Origin of the sequence: Phyllobacterium sp. TAF24 (assembly GCF_052113785.1) — a bacterium.
Taxonomy (GTDB): domain Bacteria; phylum Pseudomonadota; class Alphaproteobacteria; order Rhizobiales; family Rhizobiaceae; genus Phyllobacterium.
On record NZ_JBFRDN010000030.1, the window covers coordinates 1 to 16,032 of the forward strand.

Annotated in this window: 16 protein-coding genes; 7 read left to right on the forward strand and 9 right to left on the reverse strand. The window is 54.0% G+C overall.

Annotated elements, in window-relative coordinates; translation table 11 throughout:
- Window positions 1-248: 248 nt before the first annotated feature.
- The 5 genes from AB4Y96_RS21085 (at window position 249) to AB4Y96_RS21105 (ending at window position 3,850) form a co-directional block, all read left to right on the forward strand.
- Window positions 249-779: an OmpA family protein gene (locus tag AB4Y96_RS21085; RefSeq protein ID WP_091885238.1), complete on the forward strand. Its 531-nt coding sequence runs from the start codon at window positions 249-251 to the stop codon at window positions 777-779.
- A 243-nt stretch (window positions 780-1,022) separates the two neighbouring features.
- Window positions 1,023-1,967, forward strand: a complete 945-nt coding sequence (locus tag AB4Y96_RS21090; protein ID WP_441919652.1) for an adenylate/guanylate cyclase domain-containing protein — start codon at window positions 1,023-1,025, stop codon at window positions 1,965-1,967.
- A 209-nt stretch (window positions 1,968-2,176) separates the two neighbouring features.
- On the forward strand, window positions 2,177-2,623 hold the full coding sequence (gene msrB, locus AB4Y96_RS21095) for a peptide-methionine (R)-S-oxide reductase MsrB (RefSeq protein ID WP_441919654.1): 447 nt from the start codon (window positions 2,177-2,179) through the stop codon (window positions 2,621-2,623).
- Window positions 2,624-3,139: a peptide-methionine (S)-S-oxide reductase MsrA gene (gene msrA / locus AB4Y96_RS21100; RefSeq protein ID WP_441919655.1), complete on the forward strand. Its 516-nt coding sequence runs from the start codon at window positions 2,624-2,626 to the stop codon at window positions 3,137-3,139.
- A 111-nt stretch (window positions 3,140-3,250) separates the two neighbouring features.
- On the forward strand, window positions 3,251-3,850 hold the full coding sequence (locus tag AB4Y96_RS21105; protein ID WP_441919657.1) for a DUF922 domain-containing Zn-dependent protease: 600 nt from the start codon (window positions 3,251-3,253) through the stop codon (window positions 3,848-3,850).
- On the opposite strand, the gene AB4Y96_RS21110 is transcribed toward AB4Y96_RS21105, so the two are convergent.
- The 8 genes from AB4Y96_RS21110 to AB4Y96_RS21145 all read right to left on the reverse strand — a co-directional run bounded on the left by AB4Y96_RS21110 (window position 3,837) and on the right by AB4Y96_RS21145 (window position 11,524).
- Window positions 3,837-4,415, reverse strand: coding sequence for a class I SAM-dependent methyltransferase (locus tag AB4Y96_RS21110; RefSeq protein WP_441919658.1), 579 nt, complete (start codon window positions 4,413-4,415; stop codon window positions 3,837-3,839). The genes AB4Y96_RS21105 and AB4Y96_RS21110 overlap by 14 nt on opposite strands.
- Window positions 4,416-4,481: 66 nt before the next feature.
- Window positions 4,482-5,348, reverse strand: a complete 867-nt coding sequence (locus AB4Y96_RS21115) for an oxidoreductase (protein WP_441919660.1) — start codon at window positions 5,346-5,348, stop codon at window positions 4,482-4,484.
- A gap of 63 nt (window positions 5,349-5,411) precedes the next feature.
- Window positions 5,412-5,984: a TetR/AcrR family transcriptional regulator gene (locus AB4Y96_RS21120; protein ID WP_441919662.1), complete on the reverse strand. Its 573-nt coding sequence runs from the start codon at window positions 5,982-5,984 to the stop codon at window positions 5,412-5,414.
- Window positions 5,985-6,141: 157 nt separating this feature from the next.
- Window positions 6,142-7,305 (reverse strand): diphosphate--fructose-6-phosphate 1-phosphotransferase, encoded by a 1,164-nt coding sequence (locus AB4Y96_RS21125; RefSeq protein ID WP_441919663.1) that lies wholly within the window; start codon window positions 7,303-7,305, stop codon window positions 6,142-6,144.
- Window positions 7,306-7,338: 33 nt separating this feature from the next.
- Window positions 7,339-8,859, reverse strand: a complete 1,521-nt coding sequence (gene zwf / locus AB4Y96_RS21130; protein ID WP_441919665.1) for a glucose-6-phosphate dehydrogenase — start codon at window positions 8,857-8,859, stop codon at window positions 7,339-7,341.
- Window positions 8,860-9,058: 199 nt separating this feature from the next.
- Window positions 9,059-9,253, reverse strand: a complete 195-nt coding sequence (locus tag AB4Y96_RS21135) for a hypothetical protein (RefSeq protein WP_091885214.1) — start codon at window positions 9,251-9,253, stop codon at window positions 9,059-9,061.
- A 153-nt stretch (window positions 9,254-9,406) separates the two neighbouring features.
- On the reverse strand, window positions 9,407-9,925 hold the full coding sequence (locus AB4Y96_RS21140) for a SixA phosphatase family protein (RefSeq protein ID WP_441919666.1): 519 nt from the start codon (window positions 9,923-9,925) through the stop codon (window positions 9,407-9,409).
- Window positions 9,926-10,033: 108 nt separating this feature from the next.
- Window positions 10,034-11,524 (reverse strand): esterase-like activity of phytase family protein, encoded by a 1,491-nt coding sequence (locus AB4Y96_RS21145; RefSeq protein WP_441919668.1) that lies wholly within the window; start codon window positions 11,522-11,524, stop codon window positions 10,034-10,036.
- 261 nt (window positions 11,525-11,785) lie between these two features.
- On the opposite strand from AB4Y96_RS21145, the gene AB4Y96_RS21150 reads away from it, so the two are divergent.
- Complete coding sequence (locus AB4Y96_RS21150; RefSeq protein ID WP_441919669.1) at window positions 11,786-13,390, forward strand: CYTH and CHAD domain-containing protein; 1,605 nt, start codon at window positions 11,786-11,788, stop codon at window positions 13,388-13,390.
- Here AB4Y96_RS21150 and AB4Y96_RS21155 read toward each other — a convergent pair.
- On the reverse strand, window positions 13,383-14,945 hold the full coding sequence (locus AB4Y96_RS21155; protein WP_441919671.1) for an EAL domain-containing protein: 1,563 nt from the start codon (window positions 14,943-14,945) through the stop codon (window positions 13,383-13,385). The two genes, AB4Y96_RS21150 and AB4Y96_RS21155, sit on opposite strands and share 8 nt — an antisense overlap.
- A 230-nt stretch (window positions 14,946-15,175) precedes the next feature.
- Here AB4Y96_RS21155 and ku point away from each other — a divergent pair, with 230 nt between their 5' ends.
- A complete protein-coding gene (ku, locus tag AB4Y96_RS21160) occupies window positions 15,176-16,030 on the forward strand; it encodes a non-homologous end joining protein Ku (protein WP_441919735.1) in 855 nt (284 codons plus the stop codon).
- Window positions 16,031-16,032 lie beyond the last annotated feature (2 nt).

Here is a 16,032-nt window from a genome sequence, read left to right on the forward strand (position 1 = left end):
GCAAACCAGAGCCCGCAGTCGCCAATGATTGCTTCTTACGATCTCGCCACAACACGAGCTGCGTAAAGACAGACACGAGAAAGCGGGGCGGACCTATGTCCGCTTCGCTTCTTCCTTCACTCTGCCGGTCAGCCCGGCATTGAATACAAGCATGTGTGTGATGTTTTTTACGTAATGGTCTGAGCTTGAAATTGGCCATTGGTTAATTTAATCTAAACTTAACTTACCGTTCTCGAAGAGGTTACATCATGCGCCAGCTTTTTTCTCTTTCTGCGGCCATTTTGATTGGCGTTGCTTCGCCCGCAATGGCTGGTCCGGCTTATAAGTCGGAAGATATTGTCAAACATTTCGTCAACACGGCGGATCTTGGTAAGTCACGCGCAATTTGCGTCGGGACGGATCAGGAATGTGCGAAGAAGATTGTGAACCCCACTGCTTCGCCGTTGAACATGAAGGTTACATTCGAGCTGAATTCCGATCGTTTGACGGAAGAAGCAAAGCAGACTCTTGGCGAGTTTGCCAAGGCACTCAACGACCAGCGCCTTCAGGTGGCGACGTTCCAGGTTGAGGGTCACACGGATGCAACCGGTACGGACAAATACAATGACACATTGTCGATGCGCCGGGCGGAGTCTGTTTCTGCGTATCTCAGCCAGCTCGGTGTTTCTCCCGAGCGTCTGAAGGCAGAAGGCTTTGGCAAGCGTCATCCAAGCGTGAGCGATCCTTTCTCTCCGGAAAATCGCCGCGTAGAGACCCGTCTGGTGCTTCCGCAGGGTTAAATCCAGCGGACACAGGCAAAGCTCTTTGCGGCTGCTTCGCCTCTGCGATTGGTAAGACGGTATGGTTTTAATGGCGGGAGTCTGCAGTAGCGGGCTCCCGCCAAATTTATTGGGTCCCCCCTTGGATCACCGGACCTGATCGATTTTACATGGGGCTATTTCAGATTCCCGCGTGTGGCGTTAAAGTGCCGGGATTGCGTTCGTCATACGAAGTTGCACCGGTTGAGATAGGGAGACAACGCCATGTCTGAAACACGTCGCAAGCTGACCACGATCTTTTCGGCGGATGTTCAGGACTACACGCGTTTGATGCAGGCAAATGAAGAGGCCACGCTCGACACGCTCAAGCAATATCGTGACTCTATGAAGCTATTGATTGAAGCCCATGACGGGCGGGTCATCAATACTTGGGGCGATGGGCTCATTGCTGAATTCTCCAGTGTCGTCGAAGCGGTGCGCGCGGCTGTCGATGTTCAGAACGACCTTGCAGGGCACAATGCCAAGCGTCCGAATGAGTCGCGTATGCTTTTTCGCATCGGCATCAACCTTGGTGATGTCATTGTGGAAGGAGACGATATTTATGGCGATGGCGTTAATGTCGCCGCCCGGCTGCAGGCGTCGGCGTCCGCTGGCGGCATTGTAATATCCAGCACGGTGTACGAGCAGGTTCGCAACAAGATGACTGTCGGCTTCGAGTATCTTGGGCAGCTTTCACTCAAGAATATCGAGGGTGGTATTTCGAGCTATTCCGTCCGGATTGGCGAAGACGCCGTCATGCCTGTACGGCTGACATCCCCAGAGCAGGTACAGCCGCAGGGCTATCATCGTGTTGGCAGTGCCCACACCGAGATCAGCTCAATGAAGGACCCGTCGCACAGGAAGAGGTTCGGCATACTGGGCGCAATAGCTGCAGGAATTGCCGCTATAAATGTGCTCTCCTGGGAAGGCGATTTCTGGGCAGCATGGCCTATTCTTGGCATTGCTGTTTTTGCGGCCCTTATCTGGATACGAACAACCACGCGGATTGACCGCTTTATTGCAATGCTGACCCTGATTGGCCTTGTGCTTGCCAGCATCAATGTTCTTTCCTGGGAAGGAACGCTCTGGGCACCATGGCCGCTGATTGCGCTGGCGGTTGTCGGCGGTATCCGGTGGTTCACCCATGAACGGGGTAGCGCGCGCGGTTGATGCTTCGATTGCTCCAGCTCAACACGCAATACATCTTGATAACAGCCTTGATAAAAGGCGGCGCAACACACAGATATAGGGAACACCTTTATTTGTCGACCGGATGAGACCCGGAGTAAGCTTCCCTTTCAGCAAGAGACATTGTTGATTGATAAGTCTTGGCGCTCAAAACCCGGTAAATCGATGCACCGCCTGATGGAAGAGAGAAAATGAACAAATACGAAAAGAATTCTGACACCATCTCCAAACTGTCTCCCGAACAGTTTCGCGTCACACAGCAAAATGGCACCGAACGCCCGGGAACGGGTGAGTATCTGGACAATAAAGAGCCCGGCATCTACGTCGATATCGTGTCGGGCGAACCGCTGTTTGCGTCTTCAGATAAGTTTGAATCGGGATGTGGCTGGCCAAGTTTCACCAAGCCGATCGAACCTGCTTATGTGAATGAGTTGCGCGACGACAGCTATGGGATGGTTCGCATTGAAGTGCGCTCAAATCACGGCGACAGCCATCTGGGACATGTATTCCCCGATGGTCCGCAGGATCGCGGCGGTCTGCGCTATTGCATCAATTCGGCTTCGCTCCGGTTCGTTCATCGTGATGACATGGAAACCGAGGGCTATGGCGCTTATCTGAATCAGGTGGAGGATATCTGAATGGCACAAGAACGGGCAGTTCTGGCTGGCGGTTGCTTCTGGGGCATGCAGGATTTGATCCGGCGCTATGAGGGAGTAATATCCACTCGCGTCGGGTATTCCGGTGGTGATGTACCAAATGCCACCTATCGCAATCATGGCACCCATGCGGAAGCCATCGAGATCATTTTTGATCCTGACCGCATCAGCTATCGGAAGATTCTGGAATTCTTCTTCCAGATTCATGATCCCTCAACGCTCAATCGTCAGGGTAACGATCTGGGATTGAGCTATCGCTCGGCCATTTTCTACACCAGCGACGAGCAAAAGCAGGTTGCCGAAGATACGATTGCCGATGTTGATGCGTCCGGCCTGTGGCCCGGCAAGGTTGTGACCGAGCTTGCCCCGGTTGGCGATTTCTGGGAAGCGGAAGCAGAACATCAGGATTATCTGGAGCGTTATCCCAATGGCTACACCTGTCATTTTGTCAGGCCGAACTGGACGTTGCCTGTAAGGGATAAGGCAACTGCATCCTAATCTGATCCTCAAGGCAGAAAAGTGCGGCGCTTTACATTATGCGCCGCCTGCCTTCGTGAGATAAATAACGCGTTCTCCGGATCAACAGGAGAACGCGAGGGGAATTTCGGGGTGAAAACAGCGATTCGAATTGGATTTTTTGCGGCTTGCGTCGTCCTTGCGCCGCTGTCTGCTCAAGCTGAGTGGCAGGCTGTCGAGAAGGTGGAGACCTATGCCATCACAGGTAAATCCGGTGCGGAACTCTATGCTTCGATCGGCCAGCGGAGCCCGTTGATTGGCGGCTCGACCCGCGTTATTGCCCATACCAATTTCAAACTGACGTGGCAGCGGAAATACGAAAGGCAGGGCAATGCCTGTACGCTCGTTTCCGCCAAGCCAAAACTCATCATCACTTACACCTTGCCAAAACCTGCCGAGCGGCTTCCCGCGCCAGTTCAGGCAAATTGGGAAACCTTTATTGCCGGTGTTCAGACCCATGAAGCCGTGCATGGTGTTACCATCAAAGACATGGTCAAGGCCATTGAAGCGGCTACCATCGGTCTGTCTGTTCCCGACGATCCCGATTGCCGCAAAATCAGGGTTGAAATGACCAAACGCCTTTCTGAGCTATCTCTCGCACAGCGTCAGAAAGGCCGGGACTTTGATCGCGTCGAAATGGGTGAAGGCGGCAATATTCAGCAGATGGTTCTGCAATTGGTCAACGGCGGGTGATCCTGTAAACCGCTGCTGGCGGCAGATTGCAGACGGCACGGCCTATATGGGTTGCTCTGAGATCAAGGCGATCGAGGACACGCTGCGGGACAGGGCATCGCGGACCGTAGGTGAACTGATAAAAGGCTCCATCCTCGCGCAGATAATGAAACGCACCGGCGAGAATATCGGTCACTTTCTGCGCAGGCATCGAGAGCAGGGGTAGTCCGCTTACAACGGCTGATACAGGCGTGCCCTCAAAAATCCCGTTCTGTGCGAGTTCTGCTGCATCCATCAACAGCACTCTGGCTTGAGGGAACCGCTTTCCGAGGATTTCCCGGAATTCCGAGCCGAATTCGATGAGCGTCAGATCGCTCTCTTGGATACCCTTCTCCAGAAGGGCTCTGGTGAATGCGCCCGTGCCGGGGCCAAGCTCCAGCACCGGACCGTTGTTCGGCCGGATTTCCTGGGTCATGATCCGGGCCAGCGCTTTGCCCGACGGGGCAACAGCTGCAACCCGCAATGGATCAGAAAGCCATGTCCGGAAGAAGTAAGCGAAGTCAGCCCAAGTGCCTGTATTTGTCATTTCATCTCCACATGGTCAGCTGTCCGTAAAACCATCGACTTTACGGACAGTGCCAAAGATTTCGGGTTAAGATCTCAAGGCTTTCAGAGCGTCCAGATTACTGTCGTCGAAATCGGTTGAGCGCGATACGTGTTCCCATTCAGCTGCCGCCTTGGTGCGCCGCGCTTCCGCTTCGTTGAATACGTAGAGGGCGTCGTTGCCAAGCAACAGGTGGGCGGGCAGCGTTTCCTGTTCGGCGAGGTCGATAATCACCTGGGATATCTTCTCGGGATCACCCACCTCATTGCCGACATAGGCCCGCAAGATCTTCGTCAGTGCACCAACACTTGCCTCGTATTCGGGCAATAAGGTGGGGATGTTGTTCCTTGCCGTCGAGCCCCAATTGGTGCGCATACCACCAGGCTCAACCGCAATGACCTTGACGCCAAAGGGGGCAACTTCCTGCGCGAGTACTTCCGTCAGGCCACCGACGGCCCACTTTGCCGATTGATAGGCACTGAGACCCGGGGTGCCGGTGCGTCCGCCTACTGAGGAAATATTGATGATATGGCCGGAACGCTGGCCGCGCATCACCGGCAGTGCGGCCCGTATCAAGTTCACCACGCCGAAGAAATTGGTATCGATCTGTGCGTAGAAGTCCCTTTCATCTGTCTGTTCGAAAGGGCTGACCTGCCCGTATCCGGCATTGTTCACGAGGACATCCAACCGGCCAAATGTATCGACCGCCTGTTTGACGGCAGCATGCGCTGCATCTGCATTCGTCACATCAAGCGGCACAATCAGTATCCTGTCGCCAAAACGCTCTTTGAGGTCTGCGAGAGTGGCCGTGTTGCGGGCGGTAGCAACAAGGCTTGCCCCAGAGTTAAGGACAGCCTCGGCGATTGATCGCCCAAGACCATTGGCACTTCCTGTAATCAACCAGACTTTTGACATTGCATTGCCTTTCAATGATAATGAGTGAATAAGCACTCATTTAAGTGTTAAATTTGAACGCGCTTAACTGGCGGAGATTGCGCCCCAGAAAGCGTCGAAACCGGATTTCTTGTATGTGCTTGCATTTTTGGGATCGCGGGCGATGAAATCGAGCGTCATTTCCGACAGCGATTCCATAATTCCGCCTATGAACCCGGTGGGCTGTTGTCTCAGGGCACCCGTCGTGAAACCTTCTTCCAGCATTGCGGTGATATCGCGAAAGGCTTCCGAACCTGTCTTCTTGCTTTGCTCGGTTATACGGTTTGAAATACCGAGCTGCCGCATCGTCTTGCGTTTGGCGGGGTTGGCCGCTGCCCAGTCAAGCGAGCGGCTCCACAAATGTTCGCAGCGCTCCTTCAAGCTCGCCTTGGCAGGGTAGCCAGTCGTAATTGCAGCGCGCAAATCCGATTTGATATCGAGGTAGAGCTGGTTCAGCAATTCGTCCTTGCTGGGGAAATATGTAAACAGCGAACCCTCCGCAACGCCGGCATCCTTGGCGATCTTTGCCGTGGATGCACCTGTGCCAAGAACAGCGATGCTTTCAGTCGCTGCTACAAGAATGGCGTTTCGTTTGTCTTCGCTGAGCGGACGAGCCACTGCATAATTCCTTGAGTGAGTACATACTCACTTATAGAGAAGTGTCCGTTCCAGCGCAAGCGATTTGTTGCAGAGCCCGGAGAGACAGTCATCAAAGCTCAAACAGACCACAATATTCAAGGCTACAACCCTGCAATATGGGTTGTAGCCGCGACTGCTATAGCGGCTCGGCAAGTGTGAAACGCTTGGGCAGCAATCGCTCGAAATAAGAATGGCATGCGGCCGAAATCTGGTTGGCGTCATCAAGGAGAAAATTATCCGGCAAATGTTGCGTTTTTCCGGCGACATTGGGGAGAGGAACCAGTTGCGGACTTGTAGCTCCATTGGCGTATTGCAAGGCGACTGATCCACCACCGCGCGCTGCCGCCTCAACCGCAAATGCGCCCGCTTCAAAGGCTTCTCTGGCGTCTGTCGTATTGATGGTGCTGATGTTGCCACGCGGCAGATAGCCGAATGTGTCAACCCGTGCGCGTGCGCCCGGCAAGCCTTCCCGCAGGAGTTGTTCGATGGCCATACCCAACTCTCCACCCGAAAGCCGGATATTGCCATGGGCGTCGCGTTCGAGCCGGTCAGCGGGAACAAGGTTTTCCACCACAGCACGGCCATCTTCACTGGTGACACCTTCGGACATGGCCACGATGCATCGTCCGTGACGGCTTTGGGCTTCACGCACGTCCTCAATGAACCGCTTTGCCGAGAAGGCCCGCTCCGGCACATAGACGAGGTGGGGTGCACTGCTATCATCCCGCTGCCATGCGGCTGCGGCGGTGGTCAGGAAACCCGCATGCCTTCCCATGACAATCCCCACATAAATGCCGGGCAGGGCGCCAAAATCGAGATCAATGCTGACAAAGGCACCGGCAATGAACTCGGCAGCGGAGATGAAGCCGGGCGTGTGGTCGCTTTCGACGAGATCATTGTCGATCGTCTTGGGTGCATGGACGAAGGCAATGTCATTGTTCGCGGCTTCAACAAGGATTTGCTGCGTACCGGCTGTATCATTGCCCCCGATATTGATGAATGCGGTGGCCCCGACCTGTCGCAGGCTTTTCAGGATTGTTTCACAATAAGCGGCGTCCGGCTTGTCACGCGTACTGCCCAGGGCGGCGCTGGGTGTTCCGGCGATGAGGTGCAATTGCTGGTCCGATAGCGCCGAGAGTTCAACGAAATTGCCATCACGAATGCCCCGCACGCCATGGCGCGCGCCAAGCACACGGGCACCCGGATAACGCTTGCGCACTTCAAGCACAGCACCAGCCAGTGTCTGGTTAATAACTGCTGTCGGACCACCGCCCTGTGCAATTACGAATGTCTCGGTCATATCCGTCCCTCTCGATATCATCGTTTGGTCCCGCTACGAGACCTTGGCTTTCACCCTGTGCGCCACATCCGGCTGATGCCATTTGCGCCCATCCCGCTCAATGAGCGCTTCGGCAGATTGAGGTCCCATGCTCCCTGCCGGATATGTATCCGGTCTTTCTTTCGATTTCGACCAAAGGTCGAGAAATGGCTGCACCGCCGCCCATCCCGCTTCAATGCTGTCAGCGCGTTGAAACAGCGTCTGGTCACCGTCAAACAGATCATAGAGCAGGGATTCATAGCCTGTCAGTTTGCCGATATCAAAGAAGTCCGCATAGTTGAAATCAAGCGATATCGGCATGGGTTCCACGGAAAGACCGGGGGATTTGATCGATATCTCGATATGCAGACCTTCGTCCGGCTGTACCTGAATGATGAGGCGGTTTGGTGTAAGGCGCTGAGGAGCCATTCCCTTGAATTGAGCAAAGGGGACCTGACGGAAAGTAACAATAATCTCCGTGTCGCGGGCGGTCATAGCCTTTCCTGTCCTTAGATAAAACGGAACACCTGCCCAGCGCCAGGTATCGATGTAGAGCTTCAGTGCAACGAAAGTTTCTGTGGCACTGTCGCGGGCAACATCGGCAATATCCGTATAAGCGGGTATGGTGTTTCCGTTGGAGACACCTGCCGTATAGGCTCCGCGCGCCGAGTTCTGTTCCGCTTCTTCGGGTGAATAAATCCGTAGAGCTTTCAGCACCTTGCCCTTCTCGTCGCGGATGGCTTCGGCGTCAAAGCTATTGGGCGGCTCCATGGCAACCATGGCCAGAAGCTGGAACAGGTGGTTTGGAACCATATCCCTGAGTGCGCCTGTGGCATCGTAGAACTTGCCGCGCGTGCCAACATCGACGAGTTCCGCTGCTGTTATCTGAACATGGTCGATAAAATTATTGCTCCAGATGGATTCGATCATCATGTTGGCAAAGCGGGCCGTCATGATGTTCTGGACGGTCTCTTTCCCGAGAAAATGGTCGACGCGATAGACCTGACTTTCGGGAACCCGATTCAATATCCGGGCATTGAGTGCCTTGGCGGAGGCGAGATCGGTTCCAAAAGGCTTTTCAATAACGAGGCGGCGGAAGGAGCCGTCTTCTTTCAGAAGGCCATTATCAGCCAGTTTGTCGACGATATCGCCGAAGAAAAGCGGTGGCACAGCGAGGTAATAAGCTGCATTGCGCCCCGTCTGTTCTCCGAGCCGACTGACTATCTGAGTGTAGATGGCATCCTGTGTGAAGTCGCCCTGCAGGTAGAAAATGCGGGACCGCAACTGCTGCCATGTCTCATCGCTATAGTTTGCTTTGATGTTCGATGTCGCCAGAAATGCCTCAAGCTTGGCCCGCAACATTTCATCATCACCCGGATCAAGGCCGATGCCGAGGATTTGCAGGCTGTCATTGACCAGGCCGCTTTGCGTCATGTTGAGGATGGTGGGAACGAGCAGCCGCCGCGTCAGGTCACCGGTTGCGCCGAAGATGACCAGAGTGACGGGTGGGGCAGGGGCTATGGCGGGTTCAGTCACAGGAGCACCGGACCATTGTGAAAACTGTTCCAGATCGATTCGTGCATAAGATCTCCTTTGGTTCAACACTTGGGGGACACGATGCTATGCGTGCGCTGCCTCTGGATAGTATCCATGGAGAATGAACGGAATAAGTGATGAGGAGGCAAGCATTATCTTGCCTGCACCAACTTCTTTTCACACGAGGATGTTCGGTCGCCTATTTGCCCTTGCCAAATTTGACCGGCTTGCCTTCGCGATCTGCTATTGCAGTTTTGATGGCATTGAGGAACGCCTCGGGATTGTCGATGGAAATGTTGACGCTCTTTGGCTCGTTGAAAGGATTGAGCCCTGAAAACTTGAGATTGGCTGTTTCTTCTTCGTACCTGATTTCCTGAAGCTCTCTAAGGCGCATACGGACGTCCAATCGCGATTTGAAATGAATGGTACCGTCACATATTCGAAAAATTATTGTCATAATCAACTACTGAAAGCTGAAGTGACGGCTCTATTGTGCCGAATTCGGCGAATAAAAGCTCAATACAATCTGGGGTTTTATATGGTTGCCCTAAACAACAGCAATGGTCTTCGGTGTCACAAATCGATCCAGCTTTCCTGATTGTTCCGGCAGGTCGGACCAGCTTTTCGCTTTGAAGTCGATTACGACAAGACCTGCGGTTGGATATTTCAGCCGGAGCCGGGCAAGATCGGCCTCTTTGCCATTGCCGATAAGTTGAAGGGCGACGTCGTGCAGTCCCGGATTATGGCCGATTATCAGCAGGGACTGGATTGCGGGTTCTGTTGATCTGACAATATCCACAATGACGCGGGCAGGAGCCTCGTAAATGCGGGCCTCCTCGCGCCAGTCAATCTCATGCGCTAGGGCAGGACGTACCAGTTCCCACGTTTCCATTGTTCGACGGGCCGTGGAAACAATAGCAAGATCAGGCAGCAGTCCTTCCTGCGCCATATATTCCGCCATCAACGGGCTCGCTTGCCTTCCACGCTCTGCAAGCGGACGGTCATGGTCATCAATACCATCTGGCCAGTCTGATTTGGCATGACGGAGAAGCATCAGTCGGAGCATCGGTGTGTTCCATTGCGGTCATATCAGCGGATCATATAACACGAATAGCATCGGAAGAGACTGATAACAGCGGATGCAGCGCGCACACCCGCTGTTTGTCAGATAGTTCTACTTGGACAGACCTGGCAGAGTTACCTGAAAGACCTGAAACATCGTGTCGACATCCGCGCCGCCGTCACCCTTATAACTTGCCCCGACTTGAAATCCGTCCTGCGTCAGGAAATCATTGTCGTTGGCGACGAACAGGAAATAATCATCCGGAAGTTTGGGATCAAGGACGCTCACAAGCGCCATGGCTTCCCATTTCTCAGACAGATTGTTCCGATCATTTGGTGCGCCGTTGTGCAGGCCAAACCGTGCCAAAGATGTGCTGTCATTGATATCGATAAAAGGTGTCAGGGTTGCCGCTGTCACTGACGGATCAAGAACACCCTTCGGCGCTACAGCCTTGTCGGCGTCGAAAGCACTACCGGCAATGTCAGTGGCTGCCGATGTGTCGACTAGAGTGATATTGCGATAGAGTGACGTGTCGCCTTCCATGCCGTAGCCATTGCCGCTATCACGCGCCAGCATCAGAAACGTCTTGTCTGAAAGCGCCACGATCTCGCTTTGCGCAGCAACGGCTTTCTTGCCCTTCGCATTGGTGAAAACCGGAAGCGGCACGACATATTCATGCACCAGTTTGAGATGAGCTGGATCAGCTGCGTCATAGACAAAGGCACGCGTGTTCTGACGTGTCGAGCTGGAATCACCGCCATCCTGTCTGGTGGCAGACTGAAGAACGGCGATCAGAAACTTGCCATCAGGTGTCAGAGCCATGCCCTCAAGGCCCTGATTGTTCTGGCGTCCGGTATCGGGATCTTTGGGGTCAGGAGCCTGCGCGCCGGGGCCGGGATTGTTGGAGGCGAAATTTGGCTTGCCGTGGCGTATGGGTACAAGGGCTGCGGGAGGCTGGGTCGCGGAAAGCAGGCGGCCATCCGCCGAAAAACGATAGATGTTTGGCCCGTATTCGTCACTGATAAACATGGAGCCATCCGCCAGCCGGATGATTGCTTCATTATCCAGCGCGATCTTGCCATTCTTGGCCTGTGGCAGGATGGGAAAGTCTCCCGTTGCGGCGCGAACATCGGTCTCAGGATCAAGCCCCGTCGTATCGCCGCCCTTGTCATCGACCAGCAACATCGTATCCGTGAGCTTGGCCTCTACAGCGGATTGCTGCCTGTCAGCGGATGGGGTTGCTCCGGGAGCAACCGGTGTGAACTGGATGGAAAGCGTATTGAGGCGCGGGCGGTAATCGGTGGTGCCGACCGAATTATAACCGCGATCCGGCAGAAGCAGCATTGTGCCCTTGTATGTGGCTCCATCGCGGCTCCAGGCTGCCGGGTCCATTGCCATACCGGAGCCGGAGCCAAAGGTTTCACCGAACTTGTCGCGCTGGCTGGCTGGAATTCTGCCCACACCAACCAGACCCTTGTTGACAAGGGTTGCAGTGCCAACCGTGATGGAATTATCGGCAAAGGCCGTCGCCGGTATCGCTGCCACAGATGCTAAAAGAATGGTGCCGAGCAGTCTCGACAGGATTGAACGCGAGGGACGCATGAAAATATCCTTTGAAAGATTGTTGCGAAGGGCGGCCCCGGGTTCGATTTTCGGAAGGTGCGTGCTGCCCTGGAATCGTTCAAAGAGACCTTCTACTCAGGTTTAGAACCGCAATGTAATACTGACATGACAGGCCATCACAACGCGTTACCCGTGCAAGCCACTCTTTTGTAAACTCATTTTGCTGGTATTCTGCTCTACCAAGATGACGCGCAGGCGCTAATATGGATCTGCGTAACGGCTAAAGGCAGGGGCTTTTTGATGGTAGCTTTGGTTCATGGGACTGAAGAGGGGACCGGCACCGATGCTGTTCCCGCGCTACCGGTTACGCCCGTTGAAATTGAACTGAAGCTGCGCGCACCCGCCGGGAAGCTGGATGAAATTCGGCAATCATCGGCCATCAGGCAGTTTGCCCGCAACAAGGGTGTCATCAGGCGTCTTGAGGCGACCTATTACGACACGCCGGATCATCAGCTGTTTAAGGCCGGATTGTCCCTGCGTGTCCGTCGCGAGGGCCGCCATTATATACAAACTGTCAAACGGGTAGCATCATCATCAGGTTCGTTGCGTCGCAACGAATGGGAAGTGCCGGTCGCGGGCATGGCTCTTGACCTCGCCGCATTGCCGATTGCTGAAATTGGCGGACCACTGGACGGGATGGTTGAAGCCGGGCTCATACCGGTCTTTATCACCCGGGTCAGACGCCACATCCTGATGCTTGATCAACAGGACACGCAGATCGAGGTGGCGCTTGACGAGGGTGATATTGTGTTTGGGCCTCACAGCCTGCCGCTATGCGAAGTCGAGCTTGAGTTGAAGCAGGGGAAAGTAGCTTCATTGTATCAGTTCGGCCTCGCTCTGATGGATGTTGTTCCCCTATGTCTGGAGACACAGACCAAATCCGCGCGTGGTTATGCCTTGGCGCAGGGTAACATCCCCCGGGCCGTCAAAGCAGCCTCATCCAATCTTGACCGGAGCGATACCGTTGATGAGGGTATCACCAAGCTTTTGTCCAATTGCCATGAACAGATCATTGCGAATTTATCGGCCGCTCAGGATGGTCGTGAACCGGAAGGTATTCACCAATTGCGTGTGGCGCTGCGCCGGCTGCGTGTGGCATTGCATTTCCTTTGCCACCATTTGAAGTCTCCTGTTCTGGAGGGCCTTGATGCCGAAGCCAAGCTTTTCGGACAGGCGCTTGGTCCAGCCCGCAATTGGGATGTTTTCATCGGGTCAACGCTTTCCGGGATTGAAGAAGCCAATATTCCGCATATCGATATGTCTGCATTGCGGGCGGCATGTAAGTTCTCGCACGATCAGGCTTATCACAATGCCCGAAACGTTCTGGCAGCACCCCGGACCAATCGCTTCCTCCTGTCGTTCGGGCTCATCATTGAACAGAAAAGCTGGCGAAACGACATTTCCAGCGAAGAGCTGAAAATACTCACCGAGCCATTGGGGCTATTTGCAACGCGTGTTCTGGACAGAATCGAACATCAGGTGCGCAAACGTGGCCGGGGCTTCCGCCATCTTCACCCGGATGAGCGTCACAAAGTGCGGCTGGGCTTGAAGAAGCTGCGATATGCCACCGAGTTTTTTCTGCCACTATATTCCCGCCGGGCATCGACGACGAAATATCTGAAGCGATTGTCGCAGTTGCAGGAGCTTCTGGGGGAGGCCAATGACATCAAGACCACCCATGAACTTCTGGCAGCGCTTGAACACGATACGCTTTCTCCGCAGGCAAATCGGGCCATGGGCGCAGTGATCGGCTGGCAGGGACACCTTCAGACGGTTGCACTAAAACGCTTGAACAGCCGATGGCTGGCATACAAGCGTACGCTGCCGTTCTGGTCGCCTAGATAGAGCTTGCTTGGATCAACTTCTGCATGGCCATGGCATTAACCGGTCTTCCGTAGAACCATCCCTGGCCACCGATTTCAGTTTTTAAGCCGGCAAAATAGTCCCGCTGCATCGCCGTCTCGATCCCCTCGACAATGATACTCAGTCCAAGGACGCGCGCCATTTCAATGATCTGAGGCACAATAGAGACCGTCACCGAGCCCGTACCGACTGTCTGTGTGAAGGATTTATCCATCTTGATACCATCGACATTCAGCTCACCCAGATAGGCCAGACTTGAATAGCCGGTACCAAAATCATCAATGTAAATCCTGTGACCGCGACTGCGAAGCAGGTGAATGGCATCCACTGCCGCAGCCGCATTTGCCGTTGATCGCTCTGTGATCTCAAGCCCCAATTGTTCGGTCTGGATATTCGCCCGTTTCAGGCGCTTCTCAAGCATCGGGACAAATTCCGGATCGATAAGATCGCTGGCGGATATGTTGACGTTGATACGGAAACGCCGATCCTTTTGGAGAAATGGACCCATATCGGCAAAAACCCGATCTATGACATACAGTGTCACGCGCCCGATGAGGCCCTCTTCTTCAGCGACCGGGATGAAAATGTCCGGAGAGATGGCCTCGCCATTGTCGATCCAGCGCACAAGCGCCTCTGCGCTGCGTGGCTCGTTGGATTGGATGTCGATGATGGGCTGGTATTCGACAGTCAGCGATTGCCGATCCAAAGCTTCAGTCAATCGGGCTCCGATGGATAGGCGCTTTCGCTGCAACAGCAGCATAATCACCCCAACAGCACCCCCGAGAGCACCGCCAAGCCCGATAATACTGGCTTCAATTGGAAAGGCAGATTCTTCAAGATCTCTCACCTTGGCATGCAAGGTAACGCAGGACCTGGCGTTGCAGACATTGCGAAAGACGATATCACCGTCTCGTCCGGCGCCTTCCGATAGTTTCTCCAGTTGTAATCCGAGATTCAGCGTGCCGAATATTCCAAGCGGGTTTTGATTGCCAGAAGGATTGAACATGATTCCAAAGGAATAGATTGGATCATTAAGGGCATCGAAAGCTGTTGGGTCCAGTACGACATTGGCGTTTTTCTTGCCGATGATCGGCGCTGTTGCGCTTGATATTGCCAGTGGCGTATTCGCATAGACGAGTATCCCATCATCCGTTTCGAGATCTGGCTTGGCGAGCGGACTGGGCGCTTTTGCTGGCCCGTATACCGCGGAGCAATGGAATGCCCCGTCTTTGACACGTCCAATATCCTTAAGATATTTTGTCTCGAACAGCATATTGCGGAGGTAGTCGACCTCCTCCTCTGAACAAAAGGGGTGTTCAGACCCGTTGGTTCTGGACAAGACAAGGTCCGCTTCATTGAAAACCTTCTCTGCCCGTTTCAATAGCTGATTTGATAAAGCCAGCATGTGTCCGCGGTCACTGCGGATAATGACGAGCCTTCCAATCCACGATCCAGCCCAGCAGCCCAAGAAGACAAGAATCACGACCAGAGTAATTTGCGGCGCAATTTTCCATTTAGACGGCCGTAATACTGACATTCGCGTGACCCCGCCTTCAATATAGTTTGGCAACTGTATCGCAGGCCGGATAACAAGTGGTAATGATCCGGAAATGCAGCAATAATCGTGGTAGCGGACGGAAAAGCTTGGTGTTCTGTCTCACAGTGCTTGTACCGCTATGAATTCTGCGCCGGGTTAGGCGAATACATCAGAAACGCATATGGGAACAAAATCGCTGCAAAGGCATTCTGCAGTATGAGTGAAGGAGTATTCCTGTGCCGCGTGCCAATTGGAAGGGGTTCCTGAAGATTGCCGAGCTTAGCTGCCCGGTTGCCCTTTATACTGCCGCCTCCACCTCGGATCGTATCGCCTTTCACACGTTGAACCGGGCAACGGGGCACCGTGTCCGCAGGCAATATGTCGATAGTGAAACCGGAAAACCTGTCGAGTCCGACGATCAAGTCAAAGGCTATGAAGTAGGCAGTGACGACTATGTTGTGCTGGAGCCCGATGAAGTGGCTTCGGCCGTTCCAACGAGTGACAAGACATTGTCGATTGAAGCCTTTGTCAAAACCGATGCCATAGACGACGTTTATATGGATAAGCCCTACTACCTGTCCCCATCGGAATCGTCGCGCAATGAAGTGTATGATCTTCTGCGCGAAGGGATGAAATCCACGCAGTCTGCGGCCTTGGCGCGTACAGTTTTGTTCCGGCGCATGCGCACAGTGCTCATTCAGGCGCATGCGAATGGACTGATCGCGACCACGCTCAATTTCGACTATGAAGTGCGTCCCGCAAAAGACGCGTTCAACAGCATCCCCGACATGAAAATCAGCGGTGAAATGCTGGATTTGGCCAAGCACATCATCGGTACAAAGCAGGGCACTTTCGATCCTGAGCGATACGATGATCGCTATGAGGCGGCGCTTGCGGATCTGGTCAAAGCAAAAATAGAGGGCAAGACGATCAAGGCGCCGAAACGTGCAAGTGACGAAAAAGTTGTGGATCTGATGCAGGCGCTTCGCGAGAGCGCAGGGATCAAGGACAAGAAAACCGGCGCCGGGGATAAAAAGAAACCGGTGAAGAAACCCGCAGCCTCCACACAAAAGAAGGCTGGCTGATC

Excerpts from the sequence above, each read along its gene's own strand:
- AB4Y96_RS21140 (WP_441919666.1), bottom strand. The coding sequence starts at position 9,925 with ATGCTCCGACTGATGCTTCTCCGTCATGCCAAATCAGACTGGCCAGAT.
- AB4Y96_RS21110 (WP_441919658.1), bottom strand. The coding sequence starts at position 4,415 with ATGACAAATACAGGCACTTGGGCTGACTTCGCTTACTTCTTCCGGACA.
- AB4Y96_RS21090 (WP_441919652.1), top strand. The coding sequence starts at position 1,023 with ATGTCTGAAACACGTCGCAAGCTGACCACGATCTTTTCGGCGGATGTT.
- AB4Y96_RS21115 (WP_441919660.1), bottom strand. The coding sequence starts at position 5,348 with ATGTCAAAAGTCTGGTTGATTACAGGAAGTGCCAATGGTCTTGGGCGA.
- msrB (WP_441919654.1), top strand. The coding sequence starts at position 2,177 with ATGAACAAATACGAAAAGAATTCTGACACCATCTCCAAACTGTCTCCC.
- AB4Y96_RS21150 (WP_441919669.1), top strand. The coding sequence starts at position 11,786 with ATGGTAGCTTTGGTTCATGGGACTGAAGAGGGGACCGGCACCGATGCT.
- AB4Y96_RS21125 (WP_441919663.1), bottom strand. The coding sequence starts at position 7,305 with ATGACCGAGACATTCGTAATTGCACAGGGCGGTGGTCCGACAGCAGTT.
- AB4Y96_RS21145 (WP_441919668.1), bottom strand. The coding sequence starts at position 11,524 with ATGCGTCCCTCGCGTTCAATCCTGTCGAGACTGCTCGGCACCATTCTT.
- AB4Y96_RS21135 (WP_091885214.1), bottom strand. The coding sequence starts at position 9,253 with ATGCGCCTTAGAGAGCTTCAGGAAATCAGGTACGAAGAAGAAACAGCC.
- AB4Y96_RS21085 (WP_091885238.1), top strand. The coding sequence starts at position 249 with ATGCGCCAGCTTTTTTCTCTTTCTGCGGCCATTTTGATTGGCGTTGCT.
- msrA (WP_441919655.1), top strand. The coding sequence starts at position 2,624 with ATGGCACAAGAACGGGCAGTTCTGGCTGGCGGTTGCTTCTGGGGCATG.
- AB4Y96_RS21155 (WP_441919671.1), bottom strand. The coding sequence starts at position 14,945 with ATGTCAGTATTACGGCCGTCTAAATGGAAAATTGCGCCGCAAATTACT.